This window comes from Paraliobacillus ryukyuensis (assembly GCF_003315295.1).
Classification (GTDB): Bacteria; Bacillota; Bacilli; order Bacillales; family Amphibacillaceae; genus Paraliobacillus; species Paraliobacillus ryukyuensis.
The window spans coordinates 109,944-135,586 of the sequence record NZ_QNRI01000003.1; the positions used below are offsets into that span (position 1 = coordinate 109,944).

Genomic DNA, 25,643 nt, shown 5'->3' on the forward strand with positions numbered 1-25,643 from the left:
GACGAATAACTCGTTTGTTATCCGTCCTTTTGCATTTATTATCAAATACCTTGATAAGCGTCACGCTTTGTTAGCCAATTTTCGGCAAAATCTACTGCTTTTTTGAAAGGAATTATTCGGAATGTTGCTGACCCAATTTTAGACTTAGGAATATACATTGTATCTTCTAGACTCTCCCCAATGTAAGGAAAGAGCTCATCTCGAAACGTGATTTCTTGATGGCTTTTCCAAACCCGCTTTCCGTCTTCCAACACCGGTGCATGTCTTTCTTTGTATTTTTGATTCGGGAGACGATATTCTGCTAAGTGAAAAGCAGTGCAATTATCAAACCCTACGCCTAACAAAAGAATATGACTATTCGGAAGTGTATAAAGCTTCTGCAATGGAGATTGCTCACCTAAGCCCAATGCAAGGGGTTGCCCATTAATAACAGTATCACGATACTTTCCCCAAGCAGCAAATGAAAAATTCGGGTGACTACTACGTTTCACACCAGGATAGGAGCGAAAAGTTTCTACGATTCTACCCATTTGAAAAGTAGGTGTGTAAGCAGGATCATAAGCAGGCATTGTATTGCGGATTGCATCCCACCATGCTTCTGGTACAGCCGGATTCCCCCATTCTGATGGATCAGATAAGTCGGCAGATTGAGTAGGCATTACAATCGTACCTTCCTCGGTTACGACCTCCATCAATGCTTGAATAACCGCTATCGGTCCACCACTCACCCAGCCAAGCGAAGAAAGAGAGGAATGAACGATAACTTGCATACCCGCTTCTACGCCTAAAGCTTTTAGGTCATTCGTAATCGATTGTTTCGTACGGGGTTCGTCTGTTCGTTTAACTATCTCGTCCATTCTCTCTCTACCTCCATCTTTTAATTAATTGCTGCTAAACAGTCTATCAAAGCCGCTTTAAATCGTTCTCGGTCAACAAGTTCACAAACACGAACATTGGCTGGGTGTGCTAACCTACCATTGATATCGACTAAACTATATCCTCGTGTCAGCTCCCCTTTTGTTTCAATATCAACATAATAATCATTCGATTTGGCCATGATTGCTTCATCGGCGGCAATCGCCATTAACAACGTATCTGGGTGGGTGGTTCCATTTAAACGGTGGACTTCTTTATTAAAGGCTTTTACGACTGTATTAACCGCAACGAAAAAATCCGATCCTTTTGTCTGAAGCTGTTCAATGTCCGCATGGTCGGCATCATCCATGACGGAATACTGCGTGCACATTTCCCAACCAACCATTGTCATCGGTACACCGGAATGTAACACAATTCTTGCCGCTTCTGGATCAACATAAAAATTATATTCAGCAGCTGGTGTAATGTTACCGAGGTAATTATTTGTTCCACCCATAATGAAGATTTCTTTTATCTTCGGAACAATGGTTGGATCTTTTTTCATCGCCATCGCAATATTAGTTAAGGGCGCAATCGCAAGAACAGACATTTCACCTGGATTTTCATGAATTTTTCGAATGAAAAAGTCAACGGCATGTTCTTGTTCTGGACGTTGCTTGGCTAGTGGAAAATTCGCACCACCCATACCATCCGAGCCATGCACATCTTCCACGGTACGGTGTTGGGACTTTCCTAACTGAAGGATCGGGGTTTCGTGTCCTTTAAAAACAGGCACTTGTCCCCCTTTACCTGCTACTTCAATCGTATACAATGCGTTTTCAACTTCTTGAGCAAACTGCACATTTCCACCGGTAATCATCACACCTTCGACTTGAAAGTGATGTAGGGCCATTAGGATGGCAATTGTATCGTCTCCAGCTGTATCTGTATCAATAATGACTCGTTTCACGTAGCCTCCTCCTTACTTCACTTGTCGCGCCAAATCTGTGATATAATCAAAAAACGCATCTGCTGTAACATCATAGACAACACTGACCTCGCGACCCGTTTCCGATTCAATCGTACGTCCTTGACTAGGTACTTCTGTTAAAACTTTTCCTTTAACTGTTTTCGTTTTAACCAGATCCGGTTTACCTATGTAAGCAGTCGTTAATACATCCCATAGATAATATGTTGAGTTTGTCTCCACATGTACTAGTGGAGGAACAGCAGCATAACATTGACCTAAAAAGTCGATACCTTCATCTTTTCGTAAAGAAGCCCATTTTTGACGCACATCTAAAGTAAGTGGTACTTGTTGTGTGCTTTCTAATGCGACCATTTCAATCGTAATGTCACTTGCCCACACACGTTGAGCCGCGGACGGATCCCAGAACACATTCCATTCTGCTGTACCGTCATGTTCTGGTTCTTGCACGTTTCCTACATCTTCAAATGTGCCACCCATCCAAACGAGCTTTTCTATCTTATCTTCAATTTCTGGTGCTTCATCTAACGCTCTCGCCAAATCCGTTAATGGTCCAGTGAATAGCAACGTTGTTTTTCCCTCTGTTTCCAGTAGTTTTTCGATCATATGACGATGCGCATAGAGCGGACTTAATAGTGTGTTCATTTCACCACTTTCATTTAGAATTGGCAAAGCATCAACTGTGAATGTATGCATGCGCCAAGCACTTGGAAAAGGATTCTCTCCACGTGAGTTTGATTTTGCCACTTCGACTTGATAAGAGGCGAATCGATCGATGATCTTTCGACTTGCATCAGCACCAGGTTCTAAATATCCATCTGCTGGGATAACTCCGACACCAGTTAATTCTACATCTTCCATTTGTGTTAGTAAAAATAGCGATACTAGATCGTCTACTCCTGCGTCGTGATTAAAATATACTTTTTTGGTCATTGTTGCATCCCCTTTTCTATGTAATTAAAAATATTGTACTATATTTATTCGACGGATTTCGAGTATTTCAAAAATTATTTATTCGATTCTGATACTTGAGCTACCTGAACCGATTCGTCTGTCTGTTCTAACGCACTCGGTAGATACTTATACACCGCATCAACATAATAAATATCCCCATAACAAGCGTCATATTCTTCTGCTTCATCTCGCAAACAACTATAGTTGCCTGTATTTTTTAGTTCATCGTATTTTTTTTGTGAAAATTTAATAGCCAAATCTTGTGAATATCCCATTTCTTTTTCTACTGCATAGTCAATAAACCCTAAACCAAAGTTATAAGATTGGAGTGCTAATTCAAGATCACCATTAGCTGCTTCCAAGGTATCTAAGAAATAAGATACACCATGTTTAATCGATTGATTCGGATTGTCGATACACCCTACCTCACCACAGGCACTTTCAGAAGCTTGCATAGGGTCATCTCCTCGCCCAGCTGATTCTTGCATCATTAGCGCTAGGACTACAGCTGTATATTCCTCTTTCGCTTCTTTAGCTAGTTCTTTTTCAACGATAGGTTGATAGGAAATAACATCCTCCGTTAATGGATATGGATTTACTTCTTCTCTGCCTACTTCATTTGCAAAGATAACAACAAAGAAAAGTACCATCCCTATGGTTATAATCGCACCAATTAATAGAATACTAGCTTTCATCAGACGCTTCATTCGCTTCCCCCATAGTTTTCCTTTCACTGAATATCACCCCATCTCCTATTTCGTTTCCTGTCCTTATTGTAGCATTTTTTTGACAAAAACAAACGAAAATAGCTGACTGAAGTAATAAAAAAATACACTTCTATCAATATGACGCTACTGATAAAAGTGTATGCAAAAATAAATCCATGACATGTTTCCATTAACATGTTGACTATAGCTACTAGTTTAATAAAATGTCCGATTTAGATCAGATAGAATCCCCTCAAAACTATTCCTATCTTTTTCCATTAACTGTTTGATTTCTTCGACAATATGGGATTCAAACTGAGTTGTTAGATTGGATTGCTCGCTACTTTTTCTCCACTTCTTTTTAAGTAAAAGTAAACAAATAGCATCTTCAATTAACTCTTTATCCGATTCATCCGCTACTAATAATTGTTCAACTTGTTCATTTATTTGATTCCATAAAAGTTGTTCCTTCACGATCACTCCCACTCCCTTTCCACTTTTTGCAAGCTTACCGTATTCATTGCCTCTAACCCCGTGGTATGATTTTCACTATAAATGAAACCTTTAATCGAACAAAAAAAACTTCTTTCCACAGGCCAACTAACGGTGAAATCGGAAAAAGCCACACTAGTAAATGGTTCAATTGGCTGTTTACCTACCCATTGAAACCAATACATATTTTGTTCATCGGTATCGGTGATTCTTTCCCAATTTGCGGCTATGTTTTGGTTATTTTGTTGTTTATTATTCGTCACATATTTTCCAGAAAACTGATAATTATCATCTGTTTCGATAACAAGACAGACCGATAACTGCTCAATTGGATCAAATGTAAAATTATGTATTGCTAAACTTCCAATAATGACATTATCTTCATCTGCTTGTTCCGTTAGATTGCAACTGTAAGAAAAAAAGGCAACTACCGATTCATACTGCTCTGGTATAGGCTGTTCACTTTGCTTGTTATTATCCATAATCCGTTTTATTTTTGAAATATATGCCTCACGTTGTAAATCCAACTCCTCTAACTTCTCTTCAATTTTAGATAACCTAGTCATATAACCCCTCCTCTATATCAATTTATGCTTTTCAACAAAATTTATTAAATAAAAGTACGAGGGAAAATCACAAACGCAAAGCAGCACTATGACGATAATTTTTAATACAATAAAAAAGGACTATTTCAAAAGAAATAGTCACTGATTTTTTAGTTATTTGTTACTGTAGGCGTTCCATTGTTGCCAGTAATTCCTGGAAAAACAACTGGACATTGTGGTGGAATAATCGGATTTGGGCAATCTTCTGTGATTAAGTTGTCTCTTGGTTCACAGAAGTCCGCTACTAACTCTAATGTAACATCTGCTACTGCTTGCACGCTTTGGCAAAGATCTAAAGTAAGATCTACACTTACTAATTCACCAGCAGTACCATTAACACTAGCACTACATTCCACATCAGAGATTCTTACTACTAACCTTGTTCCTTCAGGTGCACAAAGAAAAACAGACTCAGGAATGGTAATTTCAATTGGATCTGAAATCTCTACAAATGGTGTGGTGCCATCAAATCCACTGAACTCAATAACTACGTTAATGACTTTTTCAAAGCTCACACGTTGAAGTGTAACTTGGCTACCATCGATAACAAACATACGATCTTGTCTGTCTGCAGTTTCCACGACTTCAATTTCTGCATTTGGTGGTAGTGGGTTCCCTGTTAGTGGATCTACTAAATAACATCTAGTGGTTAAGTTACTTACCGCTGGACTAACTGGGTCAATTGGTAGTACACCTATATCTGCAGCAGGTACATTTTGATTAATGGTGTTTTGTAGAATAACCCAATCATATACTTTTTCTGCATTGAAGCAGAGAAGCTCTTGTGCCCCTTGCAATGATTGACTCTGCATCTAATCTACTCCTTTACATAAATTATTTTTCATTCAATTACAAAGTATGTGAATAACCTGTAATTGTCTGATACAACAGTCTATTTTCTAGTGATTTCGTTGAAAAAAGGGCTTTTAACCAATAGGTTGAGTCATCTGGCAAATAGCACACCTCTTCCTCCTTCACATATAATGAAAGTATTATAGTATGAATGTTGGAGCTGACCACATATGACACATGATTCCAAAGATATACACTACTTATTACGACAACAGAAACGCTATAAAAAAATAATTAAAAGTTATCAGCAGAATGATTTGACCAAAGAGTACCATGCATTAAAACAAATGAAAGAGAAACTTACCAGCACCATTATGCACTTGCAACAACAAAACACCTTACTGACACAACAGTTAACAGAGAAAGAAAGAAAAATTGCAGTATTACAAAAGGAAAAAGAGCACTTGCAACAACAGCTAAATCAACCAACTGAGAACGACCAGGGTTTGAATATGTTACAAGAAATAGTTACTGATGAAATCCATTTTCACTTTATGGCCATTTATTATCTTTATAATCATTGGGTTAACTTATATCAACATACGAGTAAGGAGGTGCTTGACATGACCGAAGCAAACCATATAGATGCAGAAAAAGAACAAACACATGAAAAGAAAACACCACTGTTCTTAAACAAACCAAACGCACAAACAAAAAGTCTTCCAGCCCCGAAACCAAAACCCTTTCATTTCAAAGATTTGCAAGATTATCAACAGGCATATATATTACCTGATAAACAATCCGAGAACAACTTGACCGAGCAATCACTTTTCACAGTTAAAACAAAGCAATTTAAAAAAATAAAAGCTAACCAATTTAAAAAAAGTAATAGCTTACATGCTATCGTTGAACCCCATCCAACTGAGCAATCAAATAAACAAGCTGAAGAAGAAGCAACTGAAGAATTTGAAACGACTGAGCCACATGAAATAAATAAGGAAGAAGTACCTGAAACTCCGACGACACAGACAATGACAAAACACCCGGAAGAAGAAGCAGAACAACAGGAGAATGAAACAGCAACAAAATCTTTCTTTCGTAGATTTTTAGATTACTTCAAGAGTAATTAACCAAACGAACTAGTCATTGTTATCATCCTTTATAGTTGTATCTTTCCACTTTTTGATTACCGTCAACGAAAAACTCTCCCTACTTGAAACAGGGAGAGTTTTTTTATAACGTCCAATAATTCACTTTTTTATTCCATTGATCAATCGATAGTCTGTTTTTGAGATCGATTATAACGGATTGCTCACTCTTTAACATAGCATGATAATATTCTTCTGGTTGTTTAGTAAACTGGTTATGAGGAACTAGTAATAGTACAATATCTGCTGAAGGTAGCTCATGATATGCGCTAATTCCCTCTCCACACATTTCCTCAACTTCCTCTTCATTTGCAACTGGATCTGCCATGTGAACATGAATCCCCTTCTCTTTTAACAGTTTTACAATATCGATTGCCATCGAATTCCGTAAGTCAGGAACATTCTCCTTAAAAGTCACACCTAACACGTTTACTTTCAGTTCTCTGTTGGTTAGGTTCAATTCATTTGCAACATTCGTTATTTTATCTACAATATACTTGCCCATCTTTGCATTTTGATTACGAGCAGTGGAGATTAACGCTGGTGTAAAGCCAACATTTTTTGCTTTTTCAATTAAATAATAAGGATCGACACTAATACAATGCCCCCCTACTAAACCTGGTTCAAACGGGATAAAATTCCACTTCGTTCCCGCTGCTGCTAATACTTCAAATATATCAATATCCATTTTATCAAACAGTTGCGCTAATTCATTCATGTAAGCAATATTTACATCGCGCTGCGTATTTTCGACAACTTTTGCTGCTTCTGCAACTTTGATACTTGCTACCGGATAAACAGGAGCTTCTAATACACTGCCATAGAGTGCAATTAATGTATCAAGGGTTACTTGATCATATCCAGCTACCAACTTTCCTATTGTTTTAAATGTATTTTTTTTATCACCAGGATTTATTCGTTCTGGCGAATAGCCAATGGAGAAACCTTCTCCTACAGAAAATCCTGTTATCCTTTCTAAAATTGGTATACAAATCTCTTCTGTTGCTCCAGGGTAAACCGTAGACTCATAGACAACGATAGCACCATCCTTCAGATGACTAGCAACAGTTTCCGTTGCCTTTTCGAGATAGCTTAAATCTGGTCGATTGTTTTTATCAATTGGTGTTGGCACAGCCACAATAATCACATCGCATATATTTAAGTCGCTTGGATCAGAAGTGAAGCGGCATGTTGTGTTGGCAAGCTCTTCTTCTGTTACCTCGCCAGTCCCTTCTCTTCCTTTTCTTAACGCATCCACCTTCTGTTTTTCTATGTCATAACCTATCACATCATATAACGCTGCAAAAGCAATCGCTGCCGGAAGCCCTACATAACCTAATCCGACCATTCCAATACATATATCATCTAACTGTTTATCCATTGCACCTATCCTCTCTTTTCTAGATGTAATCTATTATTTTATATGAATAGAAGAAAAGAATGGTGCTCCACATCTCTGGAAAAAGGCTATTAACTACAACTAGATTATCCGCATCTCCACCAGACAATATGCCGTTCCAATGACATGCTTCTTTCATAAGTTACATAGACATCAGATTTATGAAAGGAGTCATAATGATTTCATTAATAGATTTACAAGCTCAATTTTGTTCTATCCAACCAGAAATTGAAAAAGAAGTCCAGTACGTATTAAAAAGTGGCAACTATATCATGGGGCCACAAGTTCGTACGCTTGAGAAAAAAATAGCTGAACGTTTGGAGGTTCAAGAAGCCGTTAGTGTAGCTAATGGTACCGAAGCACTCACCCTTACATTAGAAGCTTTTCACATTGGCGTAGGGGATGAAGTGATTACCACGCCATTCACCTTTATCGCTACTGCTGAAGCCATTAGCAGAGTTGGAGCCATACCAGTATTTGCTGATGTTGATCCAAGTACTGGTTTAATCGACCCACAACAAATTGAAAACAAATTAACCACGAAAACAAAAGCAATTATACCTGTCCATTTGTTTGGTCAGGCAGCTGACATGGATGCGATTATGGAAATAGCAAGACAACATGGTCTAGTTGTGATTGAAGATGCGTGCCAAGCATTTGGAGCGACTTACAACCAAAAACCGGTCGGGGCCTTAGGTGATGCTGCATGTTTTTCTTTTTTCCCAACTAAAAATCTAGGTAGTTTAGGTGATGGAGGGATGATCGTTACCAATCACGAAAGAAAAGCTTCTCACTTACGACGATTACGTGTGCATGGCAGTGACCGAAAGTATTACCACGAAGAAATTGGTTATAACAGTCGATTAGATACAATCCAAGCGGCTATCTTACTGGTTTGTCTGAAACATATTGATCAATGGAATAACCGTAGGCGTGAGCTAGCAGAAGTCTATCTTCAAGCATTTCAGTCAATTCCTGATCTTTCACCAATTGTAGAACGAGAGACAAACAAACACATCTATCATCTTTACTGTTTAAACAGCCCAAATCGCGATCACTATGTAGAACACCTTAAAAATAATAAGATTGCTGCTGCAATCTATTATCCCGTTTGCCTCCATCAGCAAAAAGCTTATCAATTCCTAGGCTATCAAAAAGGAGATTTCCCACATGCTGAAGGACTAACAGAAACGATATTCGCTATTCCAATGCACCCTTTTTTAACTGCTGACAATCAACAAAAAATAATAGAAGTGCTTAAAGAAGTGCATCCGCAATGAAACCACTACGCATTGGATTAATTGGATGTGGGCATATCGCAAAAAAACATCTTGCTACGATACAAAAGAATAAAGATTTATTTCAACTAACCGATGTATGTGATACGAATCCAGAGCAAATGGATGTAGTTATGCAAGATTATCAATTAAATAATATTACCACACACATCAGCACCTCATCGCTATTAAGTAATAAGGAACTTGATGTAGTAGTAATAACAACACCTTCTTCTCTTCATTACGGCATGGTACAAAGTGCTTTGCAATTTAAAAAACATGTGATTGTTGAAAAACCATTAACATTAAATTTAAAAGAGGTTGATCATTTAATCCAACTAGCTACATTGAAACAAAGGGAAATTTTTGTATGTCATCAACTACGTTATCGGCCGATTTTTCAAGAAATTAAAAATAAAATCATGCACAATGCATTTGGCAAAATATACAGCGGGGTAGGTTTGATGCGAATCAATCGATCTTCCCCTTACTTTGAAGAAGCAACTTGGCGGGGAACCTGGCAGACAGACGGTGGCATGCTGTGCAATCAAGGACTTCATTTTATTGACTTACTTTGTTGGTTTATGGGTGATTTAGCTAGCATTCAAGGTAAAATAGTAAACACAAGAGATTGGAAAGAAACAGAAGATATTGCGACAGCCATTTTAAATTATCGAAACGGTTCTATTGCAACCATTTACAGTGATATTGTCACTAACCCATCCAATATTGGTTATCTAATCAGTATCACTGCCGAGAAAGGGACAGTTTCAATTAGCGGACCTAATTTCAATCAACTGGAACGTTTTTATTTGGATGGAGCGGATCTTACTGAAACACTAGCTCCACTAACGACTGATACCGAAGAACACAGTTATATGTATCAAGCTATCTACAAACAGCTTGTCAAAGAGGATACTACTTCATCTATGATTAGTCCAACAGAAGCAAGAAAAAGTCTTGAATGTTTATTTGGCATTTATCAGTCTAGTCTTTTATCGAAAGAACAAGCAATCCCAATGAAACAATTCGCAACAACAGATATGACGAATATGTTTATAAAAGGAAGTGAACGGCATGATTAATCCTTCTGCACATATAGGAGAGAATGTAAAGTTAGGAGAAAACGTAATAATTGAGGAAGGTGCCATTATTGGAGATGGCGTAAGTATTGGTCACCATACGATCATTTACCAAGACACTATCATAGGAAATAACGTAACAATTGGAAGTTTAACTTCCTTAGGAAAGCGTCCTGCTAGAAATAAAAACATGGTAACATACGGAGCAGAAGAACTTACGCCGTTAATTATTAGTGACAATGTAAAAATTGGAGAACATTGTGTCATCTACCGTGGCACAAGTATCTTTGAAGATGTGTTTATTGGCGACTTAACAAGCATACGAGAGCAGGTAGAAATTCAATCAAACAGCGTGATCGGTAGAAATGTGATGATTGAAACGCAAACAACTATCGGTCAACACGTAACTATACAAACCGGCAGTTATATTACTGCCTATATGATAATTGAAGATGATGTATTCATTGGTCCACACTGCTCTACGTCCAACGATAAAATTATGCGTTCAGGGGGAGCAAGTCTGCAAGGGCCTATTATCAAATCAAACGTAAAAATCGGTAATAATGCTACATTGCTACCTGGTATTACTTTAGCAGAAAATGCTGTCATCGGAGCAGGAACTACTGTCGTACACGATGTACCAGAGAATACCACAGTAATTGGTAGTGGAGAAAAAATTCTACCAAAAAACTAATCCTGTTTAAAAGGAGGCTGGAACAAAAGTGAATTAAGATTCCTGATAAACGAACAATGGATAATATATTTCATCTATCGTTCGTTTTTTAGTTAGAAAACATAACTAAGTAACTGGAAATATACAAGACTCTAACTGGAACAGCACATGTTTTTGATAGGACGAGTAATCGCAGTCCCACGAGCAGAAGATCCACTTTGTAAAACGGCTAGAAGTTAGACGAAAACCGTCACGTCCTGTGTGCCCGAGGTCGTTCCCGCAGAACGCGAGTGTATTTCCAGTTGTGATGGTTAAGCTCTCATCAATCATTCGTGTACTGTAGTTAAAAATTAGCTTTGTACCATCCTCCTTTTAAAATAATATGAATAAATAGCGTTTTAAAAGACTAATAAAATAGGTTTCACACTAAAATCAGATCAGCACTTTAGTTGAATAGAGGAGCACTAGCGCACATTTTCGACTTTATAAAGAAGATAGCCTGTTCTTTTTTTATAAAGATTCATACAATATCTCGAGTTGCTATTCTACTAAATGGAAGAAAGTAACTCTACTACAATGAAAGGAGGAAAATATATGCCATTTGAAGATTTAATCATTAATGGTAGTTTTGAAACTGGTGATTTAACAGGCTGGGATTTTCTAAATACAAATGTCACTAACGAGCAATCTCACTCTGGTTTCTACTCTGCTCGCTTTGCCAATAGTGTAGTCCCAGCTTTTATTTCACAAGTTGTTCCTGCCAGTCCTAATAGTAGTTTTGAATTAATTGTTTCGCTAGCTAGATTCAACTTACAACCAAGCCCTGTGATCAATCTCCTAGTGGAATATCTTGATGCTTCAGATAATGTAATCGGAACTGGATTAGACGTTACCATAGCTTATAATACACTTCCTGTTGTTATTGATGACAATTGGAATGAAATTTATCAAACCACATCGAGTGCACCTACTGGAACGACGCAGGCAAGGCTGACCATTAGCAAGGAATCCAGTGCTCTAAATGTAGCCTTCATTTATATTGATGATGTTGCTTTACTTGAGGTAACTGGTGGTGGGGGCGCAGGGCCGACCGGCGCTACTGGACCTACTGGTGCCACTGGACCTACAGGCGCTACTGGATCTACGGGCGCTACCGGACCGACCGGGCCTACTGGACCAACTGGCGCCACTGGACCTACAGGCGCTACTGGACCGACTGGGGCTACTGGACCTACAGGCGCTACCGGACCAACCGGCGCTACTGGACCGACTGGGGCTACTGGACCAACCGGCGCTATTGGACCGACTGGGGCTACTGGACCTACAGGCGCTACCGGACCAACCGGCGCTACTGGACCGACTGGGGCTACTGGACCTACAGGCGCTACCGGACCAACCGGCGCTACTGGACCGACTGGGGCTGCTGGACCTACAGGCGCTACCGGACCAACCGGCGCCACTGGACCTATCGGCACTACCGGGCCAGCAGTAACAGAAACGTCTATGTTTGCTGCTAATACAACAGGTGCAGATATAGCGGTAGTTATAGCTGGTACATTGGTGCCATTGCCAAGTGCGCAAACACTAGATGACTTTACGGTTAACGGTGCAAATACTATCTTTACAGCACCTGAAGATGGTCGCTATTATATTAGCTACAATGTGAATTTAACCACAGCCTTACTACTTGGTTCCAGAATATTAGTGAACGGTACTGAGGTCCTTGAGTCAAGAGTGAGTCCTGTATTATCAATTTCTAGTTTTAATAGTGATTTTATCACACCACTATCAACAGGAGATACGGTTTCACTTGAACTATTTGGTTTACTAGGTGCTGCCACCTTACAAACAGGTGCAGGTGCTACTTTATCAATTATTAAAGTTGATGAAAATCTAGTCTAAAGCTTTTTTACCTAGTTGATTCATAATCAGCTAGGTTTTTATGAAATTTTCCAAATAACTGCAACCACTGATTTTATTATTATACTGGTTAATTAAAAGTCTGATTAAAAGGAGAATAAAAGAAATGTCTTTTGAGAATTTAATCATCAATGATAGTTTTGAATCAGGCGATCTAATCGGATGGGATTTCTTAAATACAACTGTCAGCAGCGAACAAGCACACTCTGGCTTTTACTCTGCTCGCTTTGCCAATAGTGTTGTCCCTGCTTTTATTTCACAAGTTGTTCCCGCCACTTCTGGTAGTAGTTTTGAATTAATCGTATCTCTAGCTAGGTTTAACCTGCAGCCAAGTCCTGTTATCAACCTCTTAGTGGAATATCTTGATGCTTCAGATAATGTAATCGGAACTGGATTAGACGTTACCATAGCTTATAACACACTTCCAGTTGTTATTGATGACAATTGGAATGAGATTTACCAAACCACCTCTAGTGCACCTACAGGAACAACGCAAGCAAGACTTACCATTAGTAAACCTTCCAGCGCCCTAAATGTAGCCTTCATTTATATTGATGATGTTGCTTTACTTGATGTAACTGGTGGCGGGAGTGCAGGGCCGACGGGGGCCACCGGACCTACTGGCGCCACTGGACCGATCGGCGCTACTGGATCAACTGGGACCACCGGACCGACCGGCGCTACCGGACCGACGGGGACCACTGGACCGACGGGCGCTACCGGACCGACGGGGACCACTGGACCAACTGGGGCCACTGGACCGACGGGAGCCACTGGACCGACTGGAGCTACTGGACCAACTGGCGCTACTGGACCGACGGGGGCCACTGGACCTACTGGCGCCACTGGACCGACAGGCGCTACAGGACCGACTGGCGCTACTGGGCCGACCGGCGCTACCGGACCTACTGGGGCCACTGGATCGACCGGTGCTGCTGGACCTACTGGGGCCACTGGACCGACGGGGCCTACTGGACCTACTGGGGCCACCGGACCGACAGGCGCTACCGGACCAACTGGAGCCACTGGACCGACAGGCGCTACAGGACCGACAGGCGCTACAGGGCCGACCGGCGCTACTGGACCGACGGGGGCCACTGGACCGACTGGCGCTACTGGACCGACTGGAACCACTGGACCTATTGGCGCTACTGGACCTACTGGAGCCACTGGACCGACGGGGGCTACCGGACCGACGGGGGCCACTGGACCGACCGGCGCTACTGGATCAACTGGGGCCACCGGACCGACCGGCGCTACTGGACCGACGGGGGCCACTGGACCGACTGGGGCTACTGGGGCTACTGGACCGACCGGCGCTACCGGACCGACGGGAGCCACTGGACCTACTGGCGCTACCGGACCGACGGGGGCCACTGGACCGACAGGCGCCACTGGACCGACCGGTGCTACTGGACCGACTGGGGCTACCGGACCTACTGGAGCCACTGGACCGACTGGGGCTACCGGACCTACTGGCGCCACTGGGCCGACCGGCGCTACCGGACCGACGGGCGCTACCGGACCAACTGGCGCTACTGGACCAACTGGCGCTACTGGACCGACGGGCGCTACCGGACCTACTGGCGCTACTGGACCGACTGGAGCAACAGGACCAACCGGACCAGCTGGAGCAACTGGGCCAACTGGGCCTATTGGACCGACAGGCATTCAACCTGAATTAACTTTCACAGATGTCGCTGGACCTACTGCTGTTTTTCCACCGTTAAACACAGAAGTAACGCTAGCAACAGTTTCTGGTGTCGATTTAGAAATTAATGACAACATTAAAATTGATTATGCTTTATCTTTAGAAAGTGTAAACACAGCAAACAATAATATTATCTTTGAAACACGTTTATACCGAGATGCGACTTTAGTGGACACACGAACTACTAATCGTTCCCTAGCTGCTGCAGGCACGCAACGTTTTAACATTTCCAGCACCTATGTGGATACTGCACCAGCAACAGGTTCATTCGATTATTCAATAAGGGTTATCGTAACCACCGCATCTAATATTACTTCTGCTTCTGCAAATAATATAGATCTGAACTTAATAACATTCAATTAGAATAGGAGAGCGTTCTCCTATTCTTTTTTAGGGTAAGTATACAAGCAATTTTATTTAAACGACGTATGATGTATTAAATGAAAGGAGTATTCCAATTGATCTCGATTAGCCTCTGTATGATTGTTAAAAATGAAGAAGAAGTTTTAGCTAGATGCTTAGAGTCTGTTAAAGATATCGTCGATGAAATCAATATTGTTGATACTGGTTCCACTGATCGAACGGTGGAAATAGCATCTTCTTTTACCGATAATGTATATCACTACGAATGGACTGGTAATTTCGCACAGGCAAGAAATGTTGCACATGCATATGCTACGAAAGAGTATACACTTTATTTAGATGCAGATGATGTAATTTTGCCAAAAGATAAAGAGAAATTTTTACAATTAAAAGAAACATTAGACCCTAATGTAGATGCGGTTTCCATGTACTATCATGCTGGAACAGATGAATTTGGAAATGTGACGATTCAATATCGGTTAAATCGATTATTAAAAACAGCAAAAAAATTTCAATGGCAAGGGGATTGTCACAACTATCTAAACGTAACTGGTCACATTATCAATAGCGATATTGCGATTACACATAAAAAAATATCCCATTCCGTTGGACGAAATCTATCGATATATGAGGAAAGAAAGAAACGAAATGAAGATTTTTCAGCACGGGATTACTTTTATTACGGAAATGAACTTCGCGAAAATAAATATTATGAAGAAGCAATTAAAAGCTACCAACAAAATCTTGAAATGCATAGTGGATGGATCGAGGACAAAGTTTACGCTGCTACCTATCAAGCAGATTGTTATCGAATACTGAAAAATGAAAAACAAGAATTAAATTCACTTTTTTATGCTTTACAATTAGCGAAGCTTCCTAGACCTGAAATTTGCAGTCGTTTAGGATACCATTTTCAACAAAAACGCGACTTTAAACCCGCAGTCTATTGGTATGAACTTGCCACAACGATTAAAACAGATCCAAACAAATGGAGTTTTACCTATCCAGCTTATGCAACTTGGTACCCACATTTACAGTTATGTGTATGCTATTACAATTTACAGCAATTCGAGAAAGCCTATGAACATAATGAAAAAGCAAGAATTTACCGACCAGAAGATCAGCGTGTGCTTTTTAACAAGGAGTTATTAGAAAAGAGATTGGATTTATCAAATGAAAAATAACACAATTACACTTACCGAGCAGCTATATCAACAACTTTGTAATCACGCAAAAAATTGTTTACCCAATGAGGCATGTGGTCTAATTAGTGGCAATGGCAATTTTGTTAAAAGTGTGTTTCATTTACCTAATACATCTAGCTCAATCAATCGATTTTATATTAAAGAACAACATGTAGCTAAAGCACTTCATCAAATAAGCGAAAAGAACGAAGAAGTTTTAGCGATCTATCATACGCATCCAAGCTCGCAAGCAACTCCTTCCACCTCAGATCTAGTAAACCATCCTACTTCCGACGTTAAAATGATGATTTTATCACTAAAACAACAACCATATCCAATCCAATGCTACCAAGTAAACCACTTATCTTATACCCCAATATCAATTGTAATAAAAGAAGGAGGTATATCTTTATGCCACAACGTAGAGTCTTAAAAGCGAAGTCAGTACGTCGATCTGGCGGCTGTGGTTGCAGCAAAAGACGCAAAAACACAAAATAGCACGTCATTTCGCTCCTACTATATAGGAGCATTTTTTATGTTCTTATCTTTACTAACTTATATTACTAGACAGCTAAGTTATCTTCACTTGTTTTCTTGCAATCATTTCATTAGAATCAAAACTAAGAGGTGATTATATGAAAACAATCAGTAAATTCCCAGATGGTTTTCTTTGGGGAGGCGCTACTGCCGCTAACCAAATTGAAGGCGCATACTTAGAAGATGGAAAAGGCTTAACAACGGTAGACTTACTACCTACTGGAAAAGAACGCTTTAAAATTATGGAAGGGTATCCATCTACATTAGAACCACATAAAGATGTTTATTATCCATCCCACCAAGCGATTGATTTTTACCATAACTACAAAGAAGACATTGCACTGTTCGCTGAAATGGGATTCAAGAGTTTTCGCTTATCAATTTCATGGGCACGTATTTTCCCAAATGGAGATGATAGGGAACCGAATGAAGCAGGTCTGCAATTTTATGATAATGTGTTTGATGAGTTATTAAAATACAATATCGAACCAGTAGTTACGATTGCACACTTTGATGTACCGGTCCATTTAATCAAAGAATATGGAAGCTGGAAAAATCGAAAATTAGTTGATTTCTATGAAAAATATACACGCACCATTTTTGAACGATATAAAGATAAAGTAACGTATTGGATGACATTTAATGAAATTAATATGTTACTTCATCTTCCATTCACTGGTGCTGGTATTGTCTTTGAAGAGGGCGAAGATAAAAACCAAGTACTTTACCAAGCCGCTCACCATCAACTCGTGGCAAGCGCATTAGCTGTCAAAGCTTGTCATGAAATTATCCCGAACGCCCAAATTGGTTGTATGTTGGCTGCAGGAAAAGTTTACCCGTACACAAGTAATCCCGATGATGTTTTAAAAGCAATGGAGAAAGATAGAGAGTCGTTCTTCTTTATTGACGTACAATCTCGCGGCAAATACCCCGGTTATGCGAAACGTTTCTTCCGTGATAATGATTTAACGATTAAAATGGAAGACGGTGACGAAGAGATTCTGAGAAATAATACGGTCGATTACATCGGCTTTAGTTATTATGCTAGTCGTTGTATTAGTACCGACCCTGAGATCCTGAAAAATCAAACTGCTGGAAATGTGTTCGGTTCTGTTAAAAACCCTTATTTAAAAACATCTGAGTGGGGTTGGACCATTGATCCAAAAGGAATTCGCATTACTGCTAACCAATTGTATGATCGTTATCAAAAACCTTTATTCGTTGTAGAAAATGGATTAGGTGCCGTTGACCAATTCGCATCTGATGGTTCTATCCAAGACGATTATCGGATTGACTACCTTCGCCAACACTTTGAACAGCTAGGTGAAGCAATTGAAGACGGCGTTGAAATTATCGGTTACACGAGCTGGGGACCAATTGATTTAGTTAGTGCCAGTACTGGTGAAATGAAAAAACGCTATGGTTATATTTATGTCGATCGAGATAATGAAGGAAAAGGCTCCTTGCAGCGTAAACGCAAAAAAAGTTTTGATTGGTATAAAAAAGTAATTGCTTCCAACGGTAGCGATTTAGACTGAGATTATACCATAAAAAAGCGACTGTACACACCTGTTAGGTGAACAGTCGCTTTTTCACTTACTAATCATAACTTGAATAATACCTGCAACACCTGCAATAGCCAGCACGTAAATAATCGGTGTAAAAACAATTGGAACAAGTGTATATCCTAAATAGAGACCAAGCGTGGACCACATACCAACACACCAATGGCATGCTAGCATTTCGCCAATAATATACCGCAATCCTTTTCCTCTTCCGCTAACAATTATCTCTACTGAACCATCTTCTAGTACGTGTTCTTCTTCTACTTGGAAAAACTGCCTTAATTTAATGGATACCAAATCAAACACAAACAGGCGCATACAACGAAATACCGCTAAACCTAACAAAACAAATTCAAAAATACTTAACACGATGGTCTTCACCTCTTACCTCAACGAATACTTTATCTTATTCATGAGATGTAAGCTTGGTATCAGGCAAACATCCTATTCTTTTACACTTTGTTATATTGTTGAGAAGGTTGGGGTTTCGAATGCCCAATTAAGTGGCCATATAATGCCGCTAACACTTGTTAAAATAACATTCCCAAAACGACGGGTACTGCAACCGGAGCTGGAAAACACCTTACCGCAATAACAACTCCAGCACTTATATTACGCATGCCGTCAGTTAAAGTTAACACAACCATCGTATTTCGATCTTGCTACACCTCCACTCTTAATAACCACCAATAAATAACTCCCAGTTGCAATGTTTACAAAAAATCTTGCTTATTCGCGCCTTCTTCTAACCTAATAAATAACACCTTTTTTACTTTTGGCCTTTATCTTTTAGTTAGTGTCGGGCGATCGTTTACCCAACCTAAAGAAACGGGTATACCAAAAAAATTAGTTAGCGTTGCTTCTGTCATGACATTTCTTGTTTCTCCTTTAGCATATACTTCTCCTTCTTTTAACAGTAACGTATGTTGAAAGCATGTCAGAATTTCCTCGACATGATGGGTAACATAAATAATCGATACTTGTTTTGATTGTTGGGCAACCTGTTTAATTATTTCTAATAATTGTTCTCTTGCTAAAAAGTCCAAACCATTGGTTGGCTCATCTAAAATAAGCAAACTAGGATCAGTCATTAAAGCACGCGCAATCATCACACGTTGCTTTTCCCCTTGCGATAATGTATAAAAATTACGGTTAGCAAAATGAAAACAACCTAAATCTTTTAACAATTGTTGTGCCTTTCGTCGCATCTCATCCGTTGGTGCTTCATACAATCCAATTGATGCAAATGCTCCACTTAGTACAATTTGATAGGCACTATCCGATTCATAAAATCGAGATTGTATGGTTGATGAAACTACACCTATTTGTTGTCTTAATTCTTCACCTAATCGGTCTTTACCAAAGCGACGACCTAATACTGTGGCTTCTCCTTCTGTTGGAAAATAATAACCACATAACAGATGTAATAATGCTGTCTTTCCTGCACCATTAAGACCTAGTAAAGCCCAATTTTCGCCTTTTTCAACTTCCCAATTTATATTTTTTAAAATCCAATCTCCATTTCGAAGCAAACCAACATCATTCAAGTCTAACATCTAAACCCCACCTTTTCTTTCTATTATCTTATATTTATCAAAATATTTCGATACTTAACCATGGTTCTCATTTTGTCAATGCTAATTAATAAGAAGCACGCTTCGTTTCTTTAATAAAAAACACTTAGCTGTCATATGTGTTGTCTAAATTCTATTGATAGAATTAAAAAACAATTATTCACACCTTTACCAGCACTCGAACACAAGCTTGATTTAAAAACCAGACTTATTATTTATAATAATTATAATTAAATATTGATTTTTATAAGATTTATATTATAATAAAAAACAGATTATTATAATTAACAAGATACATATGAGGGGGAATTCCTAGTGAGTAACGAAAGAAAAAATCTAACGACAGCTTCAGGTGCACCAGTTGGTGACAATCAACATTCGCTTACAGCTGGTGATAGTGGACCTACGCTAATTCAAGATGTACATCTATTAGAAAAACTAGCACATTTTAACCGTGAACGTGTACCAGAACGTGTGGTACATGCCAAAGGTGCAGGTGCGCATGGTTATTTTGAAGTAACAAATAATGATATTGCTAAATACACAAAAGCAGATTTCTTATCTGAAGCAGGAAAACGCACACCAATGTTTATCCGTTTTTCTACCGTTGCCGGAGAACTAGGTTCTGCTGATACCGTAAGAGACCCACGTGGGTTTGCGGTAAAATTTTATACAGATGAAGGTAATTATGATTTGGTTGGGAACAACACGCCAGTATTTTTCATTCGTGATGCGATCAAGTTCCCAGACTTTATCCATACACAAAAACGTCATCCAAGAACACATTTAAAAGACCCAAATATGGTTTGGGATTTTTGGTCATTATCGCCTGAATCACTTCACCAAATTACCATTTTACATTCTGATCGTGGTATTCCAGCGACTTTACGCCATATGAACGGGTATGGAAGTCATACATTTAAATGGGTAAATAAAGATGGCGAAGCATTCTGGATTAAGTACCACTTCAAAACCGATCAAGGTGTTAAAAATCTTGATGTAGATCTTGCCGGTAAGTTAGCAGGCGAGAATCCTGATTACCACTTAGAAGATTTATATAATGCAATTAACGATGCGCAATACCCTTCTTGGACATTAAAGGTGCAGATTATGCCCGAAGCAGATGCAAAACATTATCGCTATGATCCATTTGATGTGACAAAAGTTTGGTCACATCAGGACTATCCATTAATTGAAGTTGGCCGGATGGTATTAGATCGCAATCCAGAAAACTACTTTGAAGAGGTAGAACAAGCAGCATTTTCTCCTGCACATTTTGTTCCTGGAATTGAAGCTTCCCCAGATAAAATGTTACAAGGACGTCTGTTCAGTTATTCTGATGCGCACCGTTATCGTATTGGCGCGAACCACGAAGCATTACCAATTAACCGTGCAAAATCTGGCGTTCATAATTATCAACGGGATGGACAGATGCGTTTTGATGGCAATGGCGGTGGTTCCGTTAACTATGAACCAAATAGCTATGATGGACCAAAAGAATCAGCTGAAGGAAGAATCAATCCGTTTGAAGTATCTGGCATGGCCGATGCTGTTAACTATGATAACGAGGATCATTACTCACAGCCTCGCGCTTTATTCCGGGACGTCATGGATGATGGGGAGCGCGCACGTCTAATCACTAACTTTGCTGATCATATGCGTGGAGTTCGTGATGAACAAATTATTGAGCGACAACTAAAAGAATTCTACAAAGTGGCTCCAGAGTTGGCTGAAGGAATTGCAAAAGAATTAGAGACCGAAGTTCCAGAAGATATATACTATTAAAATAATGTTATAATTGAGGCGCTGTCGATCAGACAGTGTCTTTTATCATATTATCTTCAGCGAATCGTCTGCAAAATTAAAAACACTCAAAGGAAGGTGCCACATGCTAGAAATGAATCAACTCAAACCTCATCTGGCAAGCTTTTATCAATTACCAACACTAGAATTAGCTAAACGTTTACTTGGTAGCATCTTAATTAAGGAGACTGCTGAAGGAACTGCTGCAGGGCTTATTGTAGAAACAGAAGCTTATATGGGAACAATTGACCAAGCTGCTCATAGCTTTAACCATAAGCGAACAAATCGAACAGAAATAATGTTTGGTCCTCCAGGCTATGCCTATACATATCAAATGCACACCCATTGCTTATTTAATGTTGTTAGTGGTCCTGTAGAACAACCAGAAGCCGTCCTAATACGAGCAGTTGAACCAGTGTTTAATACTCCACTAATAGAAGAACGACGATCTAAGATTAAAAAAGTTGTTGACCGTACAAATGGTCCAGGTAAATTAACAAAAGCACTCGGCATTACAATGGGTGATTATGGACATGAGCTTACTTCTGCTCCACTTTTGATAGCGAAGGGATTGAATGATCAACCCGAAATTTCAACTGGTCCCAGAATTGGTATACCGAATGCAGGCGAAGCGACAAATTATCCTTGGCGATTTTGGATCACTGGAAATGCTTATGTCTCAAAAATGCGTTAACATTGAATTTTTTGCTAAATAAAATCAATTTAGTAATGAATAACTACCTTTACTTGAGAAAAACTACCTACTAGGAAGGGTGATAAGTTTGCGTAATAAAGCTAAAAAACAAACTGCTAAAGCAGAAGATGTGGTATTTTCAGAAGCACTTGCTGACAATGAGGATAAAGAAGCAATAAGACGGATGGAGCAAGCAGATCAACGCGTCGAAAACAAACACGATCATTAGTGAGCTAAAAACTCTACTACTAGACATAAAAGCTGTTTCCTGAGTTATACAGGAGGCAGTTTTTTGTTTAAACTTCTCGCTTCCCGCTTTTCACAAATCAGACATAATTTTGTTAACAAATTGTGAAAGGTTGAACAAAATACTTTTCAAACTTTCTATACATGTTATTATAGAAATGTACTTAAGTTAATTCATTTTTTTACACATTAATGTGAAATATTGAACAAATAACAAAAGGAGTTGTTGGATATGTTTAATGAATTTATTAGAAACAATCGTTATGTAGCAGGAGTATTAGCACTTATTCGTATTTATTTAGGTTATCAATGGTTTACACACGGAATTGAAAAATTAACAGGCGGCGGTTTTGATGCGAGTGGATTTATTCAAGGCGCCATCGCAAACTCAACTGGGGAAGGTGCCACAGTGCAAGGCTGGTGGGGAACATTTTTAGAAACAGTTGCCCTTCCAGGAGCTAATATCTTTAGTCTTCTTGTCATGTGGGGAGAAGTATTAGTAGGTGCTGCATTAATTCTAGGTCTATTTACCAACTTCGCAGCACTAATGGCAGCGACAATGAACTTTGCATTTTTATTTAGTGGTACTGTAAGCACCAATGCACAAATGGTTTTATTAACTATTTTCTTGATCGTAGCTGGTTATAATGCAGGTCGATATGGTTTAGACAGATTCGTTCTTCCATTCGTACGTAAAACATTTGATCACAAAGATAAAAAAAATGTTACGAAAAAAGTTGCAGAAGCGTAGAACATAATAGTTCAATATATGAAATAAGGTTTTGATTAGATGTCTAATCAAAACCTTATTTCTTTATTCACCTACCATGTAGGATGTGTTGAAATCATTTTATTTGTCACCATTCAAGCTGGTTTTCCCCATCACCGCACGTTTAATGATTTGTATATTAATGAAAAATGATAAAGTCACCCCTTATAAGAAAAAAAAACTACCACGACTTGCTTAAAAGTATTTTTACTTTAGCAAAATTAATCGAATTGTAAGAATTATTAACAATAGGCAAGCATTTTTAAATGCTACTATGCTCAGACCTCTATAATCACATGCCATCCCATTTAAAGCCAATTAATCACGTTTCTCCCAGTTTGTGCTTCTTTTTGTTTCTCGTTATGATGATATATGGAAACAATATTGTTGTTATTTTGATTTCATTAGGAAAGGGGTTTATCGCCATTAACACACAAATTGCAACTGCTCCTGAAGATATGATTCGTTTAGAAAAGCCAACGGTAGAAGATGGATCAGCCATGTGGGAGTTGGTGGAGCACTCAACGTTAGATCAGAATTCTGCTTATAAATATATTATGATGTGTGAGTACTTTGCAGAAACATGTGTTGTTGCAAAAGTAGATAAAGAACTAGTAGGTTTTATTACTGCATTTATTCCCCCAGAACGACCAGATGTTGTATTCGTATGGCAAATTGGTGTTGATTCTTCTCAACAAGGTAAAGGGTTAGCTTCTAAACTATTAAACGAGCTTATCCACCGTGAAGCCTGTGAAGATATTCGATTTGTTGAAGCAACGGTTACACCGACGAATAAAGCGTCCCAAGCTTTATTCCGTAAGCTAGCTCGCACGCATAATACCACATGCGACGTAAGTGAGTTTTTCACAAAAGATTTATTCCCAAATGATACACACGAGGAAGAGTTAAACTTCCGCATCGGACCTATTGAAAGAGCATAAGTTTTACTTAACTAAGGTAAACAAATACCAAATACTTTTTATATGTACGCAAAAATGAAGGAGGACAATCTGTGAATCAAGATATGAAAATTTTCGAAAAATCAGAATCTGAGGTACGTAGTTATGTGCGTAGTTTCCCTACTATTTTCACCAAAACAAAAGGATATAAAATGTGGGATAAGGCCGGAAATGAGTATATTGACTTCTTTTCAGGTGCTGGAGCTTTAAATTACGGACACAATAATGATCACATGAAACAAAAATTAATTGATTATATAACTAATGATGGAATTACCCATTCGTTAGATATGGCTTCTGCTGCTAAAGCAGAGTTTCTAGAAAAGTTTCAAGAGATCATTTTAAAACCACGGGATCTTGACTATAAAATCATGTTCCCTGGGCCTACTGGAACCAACACAGTAGAAAGTGCATTAAAACTTGCTCGTAAAGTGACTGGACGTACTGATGTCATTAGCTTTACCAATGGGTTTCATGGTATGACAATTGGATCCTTATCTGTTACTGGTAACGCAATGAAACGTAAAGGCGCAGGTATTCCATTACAGAACGTCGTTACCATGCCTTATGACAACTATGTCGATGACCAAAGTTCTGTTGATTATCTTGAACGATTTTTAGAAGATAGCGGTAGTGGTGTTGATATTCCTGCTGCTATTATTTTAGAAACTGTACAAGGTGAAGGTGGAATTAATGCCGCAAGCTTTGAATGGATAAAGAAAATTGAAAACGTATGTAAACGATGGGGTATTTTACTAATTGTCGATGATGTCCAAGCAGGTGTTGGTCGAACTGGAACATTCTTTAGCTTTGAACCTGCTGATATCAAACCGGATATCGTTTGTATGTCGAAATCAATTAGTGGCTATGGATTACCTTTCGCAATAACACTTATCCGACCAGAAATTGATCAATTTGCTCCTGGTGAACACAATGGTACTTTCCGTGGCAATAACCATGCATTTGTTACCGCAACAGCAGCACTTGATTATTGGACAGATGATAAATTGGAAAACAGCGTCAAGCAGAAGTCACAAACGATTATGACTTTTCTTCATAAAATGGTAGAGAACTACCCTGAATTACAAGGAGAAGTGCGTGGTCGTGGCTTCATGGTAGGAATTGCTTCAGATGTAGACGGATTGGCTAACAAAATTGCTGCTAAGGCGTTTGAGAATGGCTTAATTATGGAAACATCTGGGCCAAATGACGAAGTATTTAAGTTATTCCCTCCTTTGACAATTGATGATGAAGGACTTACCAAAGGACTTGCAATAATCGAACAGAGTATCAAAGATGTAATCAAACAACCAGTAACTAACTAAATGATAGCCATACAGGAGGAA

General features: G+C 39.1%; 26 protein-coding genes. 16 read left to right on the forward strand and 10 right to left on the reverse strand.

From position 1 onward, the window contains the following. Window positions 1-41 precede the first annotated feature (41 nt). The 7 genes from DES48_RS06705 to DES48_RS06735 all read right to left on the reverse strand — a co-directional run bounded on the left by DES48_RS06705 (window position 42) and on the right by DES48_RS06735 (window position 5,413). Entirely contained in the window at window positions 42-857 is an 816-nt protein-coding gene (locus DES48_RS06705) for an AAC(3) family N-acetyltransferase (RefSeq protein ID WP_113867938.1), read from the reverse strand. Between the two features lie 20 nt (window positions 858-877). Next, window positions 878-1,825, reverse strand: a complete 948-nt coding sequence (locus tag DES48_RS06710) for a nucleoside hydrolase (protein ID WP_113867940.1) — start codon at window positions 1,823-1,825, stop codon at window positions 878-880. Between the two features lie 12 nt (window positions 1,826-1,837). Next, window positions 1,838-2,776, reverse strand: a complete 939-nt coding sequence (locus DES48_RS06715) for a nucleoside hydrolase (RefSeq protein ID WP_113867942.1) — start codon at window positions 2,774-2,776, stop codon at window positions 1,838-1,840. A gap of 74 nt (window positions 2,777-2,850) precedes the next feature. Further along, window positions 2,851-3,531 (reverse strand): lysozyme family protein, encoded by a 681-nt coding sequence (locus DES48_RS06720; RefSeq protein ID WP_245911322.1) that lies wholly within the window; start codon window positions 3,529-3,531, stop codon window positions 2,851-2,853. Between the two features lie 189 nt (window positions 3,532-3,720). Continuing rightward, window positions 3,721-3,978 carry a hypothetical protein gene (locus tag DES48_RS06725; RefSeq protein WP_079707857.1) on the reverse strand — a complete coding sequence of 86 codons (258 nt, stop codon included), beginning with the start codon at window positions 3,976-3,978 and terminating at the stop codon, window positions 3,721-3,723. A 2-nt stretch (window positions 3,979-3,980) separates the two neighbouring features. Next, window positions 3,981-4,562 (reverse strand): hypothetical protein, encoded by a 582-nt coding sequence (locus DES48_RS06730; RefSeq protein WP_113867944.1) that lies wholly within the window; start codon window positions 4,560-4,562, stop codon window positions 3,981-3,983. 149 nt (window positions 4,563-4,711) lie between these two features. After that, the gene (locus DES48_RS06735) at window positions 4,712-5,413 is read right to left on the reverse strand and encodes a BMQ_0737 family morphogenetic spore coat protein (RefSeq protein ID WP_079707859.1); all 702 of its coding nucleotides are present in this window, start codon (window positions 5,411-5,413) and stop codon (window positions 4,712-4,714) included. Window positions 5,414-5,623: 210 nt separating this feature from the next. Here DES48_RS06735 and DES48_RS06740 point away from each other — a divergent pair, with 210 nt between their 5' ends. Beyond that, window positions 5,624-6,523 (forward strand): hypothetical protein, encoded by a 900-nt coding sequence (locus DES48_RS06740; RefSeq protein WP_113867946.1) that lies wholly within the window; start codon window positions 5,624-5,626, stop codon window positions 6,521-6,523. A 103-nt stretch (window positions 6,524-6,626) separates the two neighbouring features. Here DES48_RS06740 and DES48_RS06745 read toward each other — a convergent pair whose 3' ends face one another. Next, a complete protein-coding gene (locus DES48_RS06745; protein ID WP_113867948.1) occupies window positions 6,627-7,922 on the reverse strand; it encodes a nucleotide sugar dehydrogenase in 1,296 nt (431 codons plus the stop codon). A 194-nt stretch (window positions 7,923-8,116) separates the two neighbouring features. Here DES48_RS06745 and DES48_RS06750 point away from each other — a divergent pair, with 194 nt between their 5' ends. From DES48_RS06750 to DES48_RS06785, 8 genes are all read left to right on the forward strand, one after another. Next, complete coding sequence (locus DES48_RS06750; protein WP_113867950.1) at window positions 8,117-9,220, forward strand: DegT/DnrJ/EryC1/StrS family aminotransferase; 1,104 nt, start codon at window positions 8,117-8,119, stop codon at window positions 9,218-9,220. Continuing rightward, window positions 9,217-10,302 (forward strand): Gfo/Idh/MocA family protein, encoded by a 1,086-nt coding sequence (locus tag DES48_RS06755; RefSeq protein WP_113867952.1) that lies wholly within the window; start codon window positions 9,217-9,219, stop codon window positions 10,300-10,302. The genes DES48_RS06750 and DES48_RS06755 overlap by 4 nt, the downstream gene beginning before the upstream one ends. Then, window positions 10,295-10,993, forward strand: a complete 699-nt coding sequence (locus DES48_RS06760; protein ID WP_113867954.1) for an N-acetyltransferase — start codon at window positions 10,295-10,297, stop codon at window positions 10,991-10,993. The genes DES48_RS06755 and DES48_RS06760 overlap by 8 nt, the downstream gene beginning before the upstream one ends. Before the next feature lie 573 nt (window positions 10,994-11,566). Continuing rightward, complete coding sequence (locus tag DES48_RS15790) at window positions 11,567-12,874, forward strand: NTTRR-F1 domain (RefSeq protein WP_170126180.1); 1,308 nt, start codon at window positions 11,567-11,569, stop codon at window positions 12,872-12,874. Between the two features lie 124 nt (window positions 12,875-12,998). Then, entirely contained in the window at window positions 12,999-14,966 is a 1,968-nt protein-coding gene (locus tag DES48_RS06770) for an NTTRR-F1 domain (protein ID WP_113867956.1), read from the forward strand. A gap of 95 nt (window positions 14,967-15,061) precedes the next feature. Continuing rightward, on the forward strand, window positions 15,062-16,150 hold the full coding sequence (locus DES48_RS06775; RefSeq protein ID WP_113867958.1) for a glycosyltransferase: 1,089 nt from the start codon (window positions 15,062-15,064) through the stop codon (window positions 16,148-16,150). Beyond that, entirely contained in the window at window positions 16,140-16,583 is a 444-nt protein-coding gene (locus tag DES48_RS06780; protein WP_113867960.1) for a M67 family metallopeptidase, read from the forward strand. The genes DES48_RS06775 and DES48_RS06780 overlap by 11 nt, the downstream gene beginning before the upstream one ends. Window positions 16,584-16,794: 211 nt before the next feature. After that, entirely contained in the window at window positions 16,795-18,225 is a 1,431-nt protein-coding gene (locus DES48_RS06785; protein ID WP_113868194.1) for a 6-phospho-beta-glucosidase, read from the forward strand. A gap of 54 nt (window positions 18,226-18,279) precedes the next feature. Here the strand turns inward: DES48_RS06785 and DES48_RS06790 are convergent, their stop codons facing one another. Both DES48_RS06790 and DES48_RS06800 read right to left on the reverse strand, forming a co-directional pair. Beyond that, a complete protein-coding gene (locus DES48_RS06790) occupies window positions 18,280-18,621 on the reverse strand; it encodes a DUF1360 domain-containing protein (RefSeq protein ID WP_113867962.1) in 342 nt (113 codons plus the stop codon). A 413-nt stretch (window positions 18,622-19,034) separates the two neighbouring features. Further along, the gene (locus DES48_RS06800) at window positions 19,035-19,808 is read right to left on the reverse strand and encodes an ABC transporter ATP-binding protein (RefSeq protein WP_113867964.1); all 774 of its coding nucleotides are present in this window, start codon (window positions 19,806-19,808) and stop codon (window positions 19,035-19,037) included. Between the two features lie 333 nt (window positions 19,809-20,141). On the opposite strand from DES48_RS06800, the gene DES48_RS06805 reads away from it, so the two are divergent. The 7 genes from DES48_RS06805 to ectB all read left to right on the forward strand — a co-directional run bounded on the left by DES48_RS06805 (window position 20,142) and on the right by ectB (window position 25,622). Beyond that, complete coding sequence (locus DES48_RS06805; RefSeq protein WP_113867966.1) at window positions 20,142-21,611, forward strand: catalase; 1,470 nt, start codon at window positions 20,142-20,144, stop codon at window positions 21,609-21,611. A 112-nt stretch (window positions 21,612-21,723) separates the two neighbouring features. Next, window positions 21,724-22,323, forward strand: coding sequence for a DNA-3-methyladenine glycosylase (locus DES48_RS06810; RefSeq protein ID WP_211318477.1), 600 nt, complete (start codon window positions 21,724-21,726; stop codon window positions 22,321-22,323). Between the two features lie 88 nt (window positions 22,324-22,411). Further along, the gene (locus DES48_RS06815) at window positions 22,412-22,552 is read left to right on the forward strand and encodes a YfhD family protein (RefSeq protein WP_370622718.1); all 141 of its coding nucleotides are present in this window, start codon (window positions 22,412-22,414) and stop codon (window positions 22,550-22,552) included. Between the two features lie 249 nt (window positions 22,553-22,801). Beyond that, window positions 22,802-23,320, forward strand: a complete 519-nt coding sequence (locus DES48_RS06820) for a DoxX family protein (RefSeq protein ID WP_113867972.1) — start codon at window positions 22,802-22,804, stop codon at window positions 23,318-23,320. 39 nt (window positions 23,321-23,359) lie between these two features. After that, complete coding sequence (locus DES48_RS16365; RefSeq protein ID WP_281269227.1) at window positions 23,360-23,491, forward strand: hypothetical protein; 132 nt, start codon at window positions 23,360-23,362, stop codon at window positions 23,489-23,491. Between the two features lie 209 nt (window positions 23,492-23,700). Further along, window positions 23,701-24,279: a diaminobutyrate acetyltransferase gene (gene ectA / locus DES48_RS06825; RefSeq protein WP_425451864.1), complete on the forward strand. Its 579-nt coding sequence runs from the start codon at window positions 23,701-23,703 to the stop codon at window positions 24,277-24,279. An 83-nt stretch (window positions 24,280-24,362) separates the two neighbouring features. Beyond that, entirely contained in the window at window positions 24,363-25,622 is a 1,260-nt protein-coding gene (gene ectB, locus DES48_RS06830; protein WP_425451865.1) for a diaminobutyrate--2-oxoglutarate transaminase, read from the forward strand. Window positions 25,623-25,643 lie beyond the last annotated feature (21 nt).

Coding starts and splice junctions, on each gene's coding strand:
- DES48_RS15790 (WP_170126180.1), top strand. CDS start 11,567: ATGCCATTTGAAGATTTAATCATTAATGGTAGTTTTGAAACTGGTGAT.
- DES48_RS06820 (WP_113867972.1), top strand. CDS start 22,802: ATGTTTAATGAATTTATTAGAAACAATCGTTATGTAGCAGGAGTATTA.
- DES48_RS06755 (WP_113867952.1), top strand. CDS start 9,217: ATGAAACCACTACGCATTGGATTAATTGGATGTGGGCATATCGCAAAA.
- DES48_RS06760 (WP_113867954.1), top strand. CDS start 10,295: ATGATTAATCCTTCTGCACATATAGGAGAGAATGTAAAGTTAGGAGAA.
- DES48_RS06735 (WP_079707859.1), bottom strand. CDS start 5,413: ATGCAGAGTCAATCATTGCAAGGGGCACAAGAGCTTCTCTGCTTCAAT.
- DES48_RS06715 (WP_113867942.1), bottom strand. CDS start 2,776: ATGACCAAAAAAGTATATTTTAATCACGACGCAGGAGTAGACGATCTA.
- ectB (WP_425451865.1), top strand. CDS start 24,363: ATGAAAATTTTCGAAAAATCAGAATCTGAGGTACGTAGTTATGTGCGT.
- DES48_RS16365 (WP_281269227.1), top strand. CDS start 23,360: ATGTCTAATCAAAACCTTATTTCTTTATTCACCTACCATGTAGGATGT.
- DES48_RS06810 (WP_211318477.1), top strand. CDS start 21,724: ATGAATCAACTCAAACCTCATCTGGCAAGCTTTTATCAATTACCAACA.
- DES48_RS06740 (WP_113867946.1), top strand. CDS start 5,624: ATGACACATGATTCCAAAGATATACACTACTTATTACGACAACAGAAA.
- DES48_RS06770 (WP_113867956.1), top strand. CDS start 12,999: ATGTCTTTTGAGAATTTAATCATCAATGATAGTTTTGAATCAGGCGAT.
- DES48_RS06705 (WP_113867938.1), bottom strand. CDS start 857: ATGGACGAGATAGTTAAACGAACAGACGAACCCCGTACGAAACAATCG.
- DES48_RS06745 (WP_113867948.1), bottom strand. CDS start 7,922: ATGGATAAACAGTTAGATGATATATGTATTGGAATGGTCGGATTAGGT.
- DES48_RS06780 (WP_113867960.1), top strand. CDS start 16,140: ATGAAAAATAACACAATTACACTTACCGAGCAGCTATATCAACAACTT.
- ectA (WP_425451864.1), top strand. CDS start 23,701: ATGATGATATATGGAAACAATATTGTTGTTATTTTGATTTCATTAGGA.
- DES48_RS06730 (WP_113867944.1), bottom strand. CDS start 4,562: ATGACTAGGTTATCTAAAATTGAAGAGAAGTTAGAGGAGTTGGATTTA.
- DES48_RS06800 (WP_113867964.1), bottom strand. CDS start 19,808: ATGTTAGACTTGAATGATGTTGGTTTGCTTCGAAATGGAGATTGGATT.
- DES48_RS06750 (WP_113867950.1), top strand. CDS start 8,117: ATGATTTCATTAATAGATTTACAAGCTCAATTTTGTTCTATCCAACCA.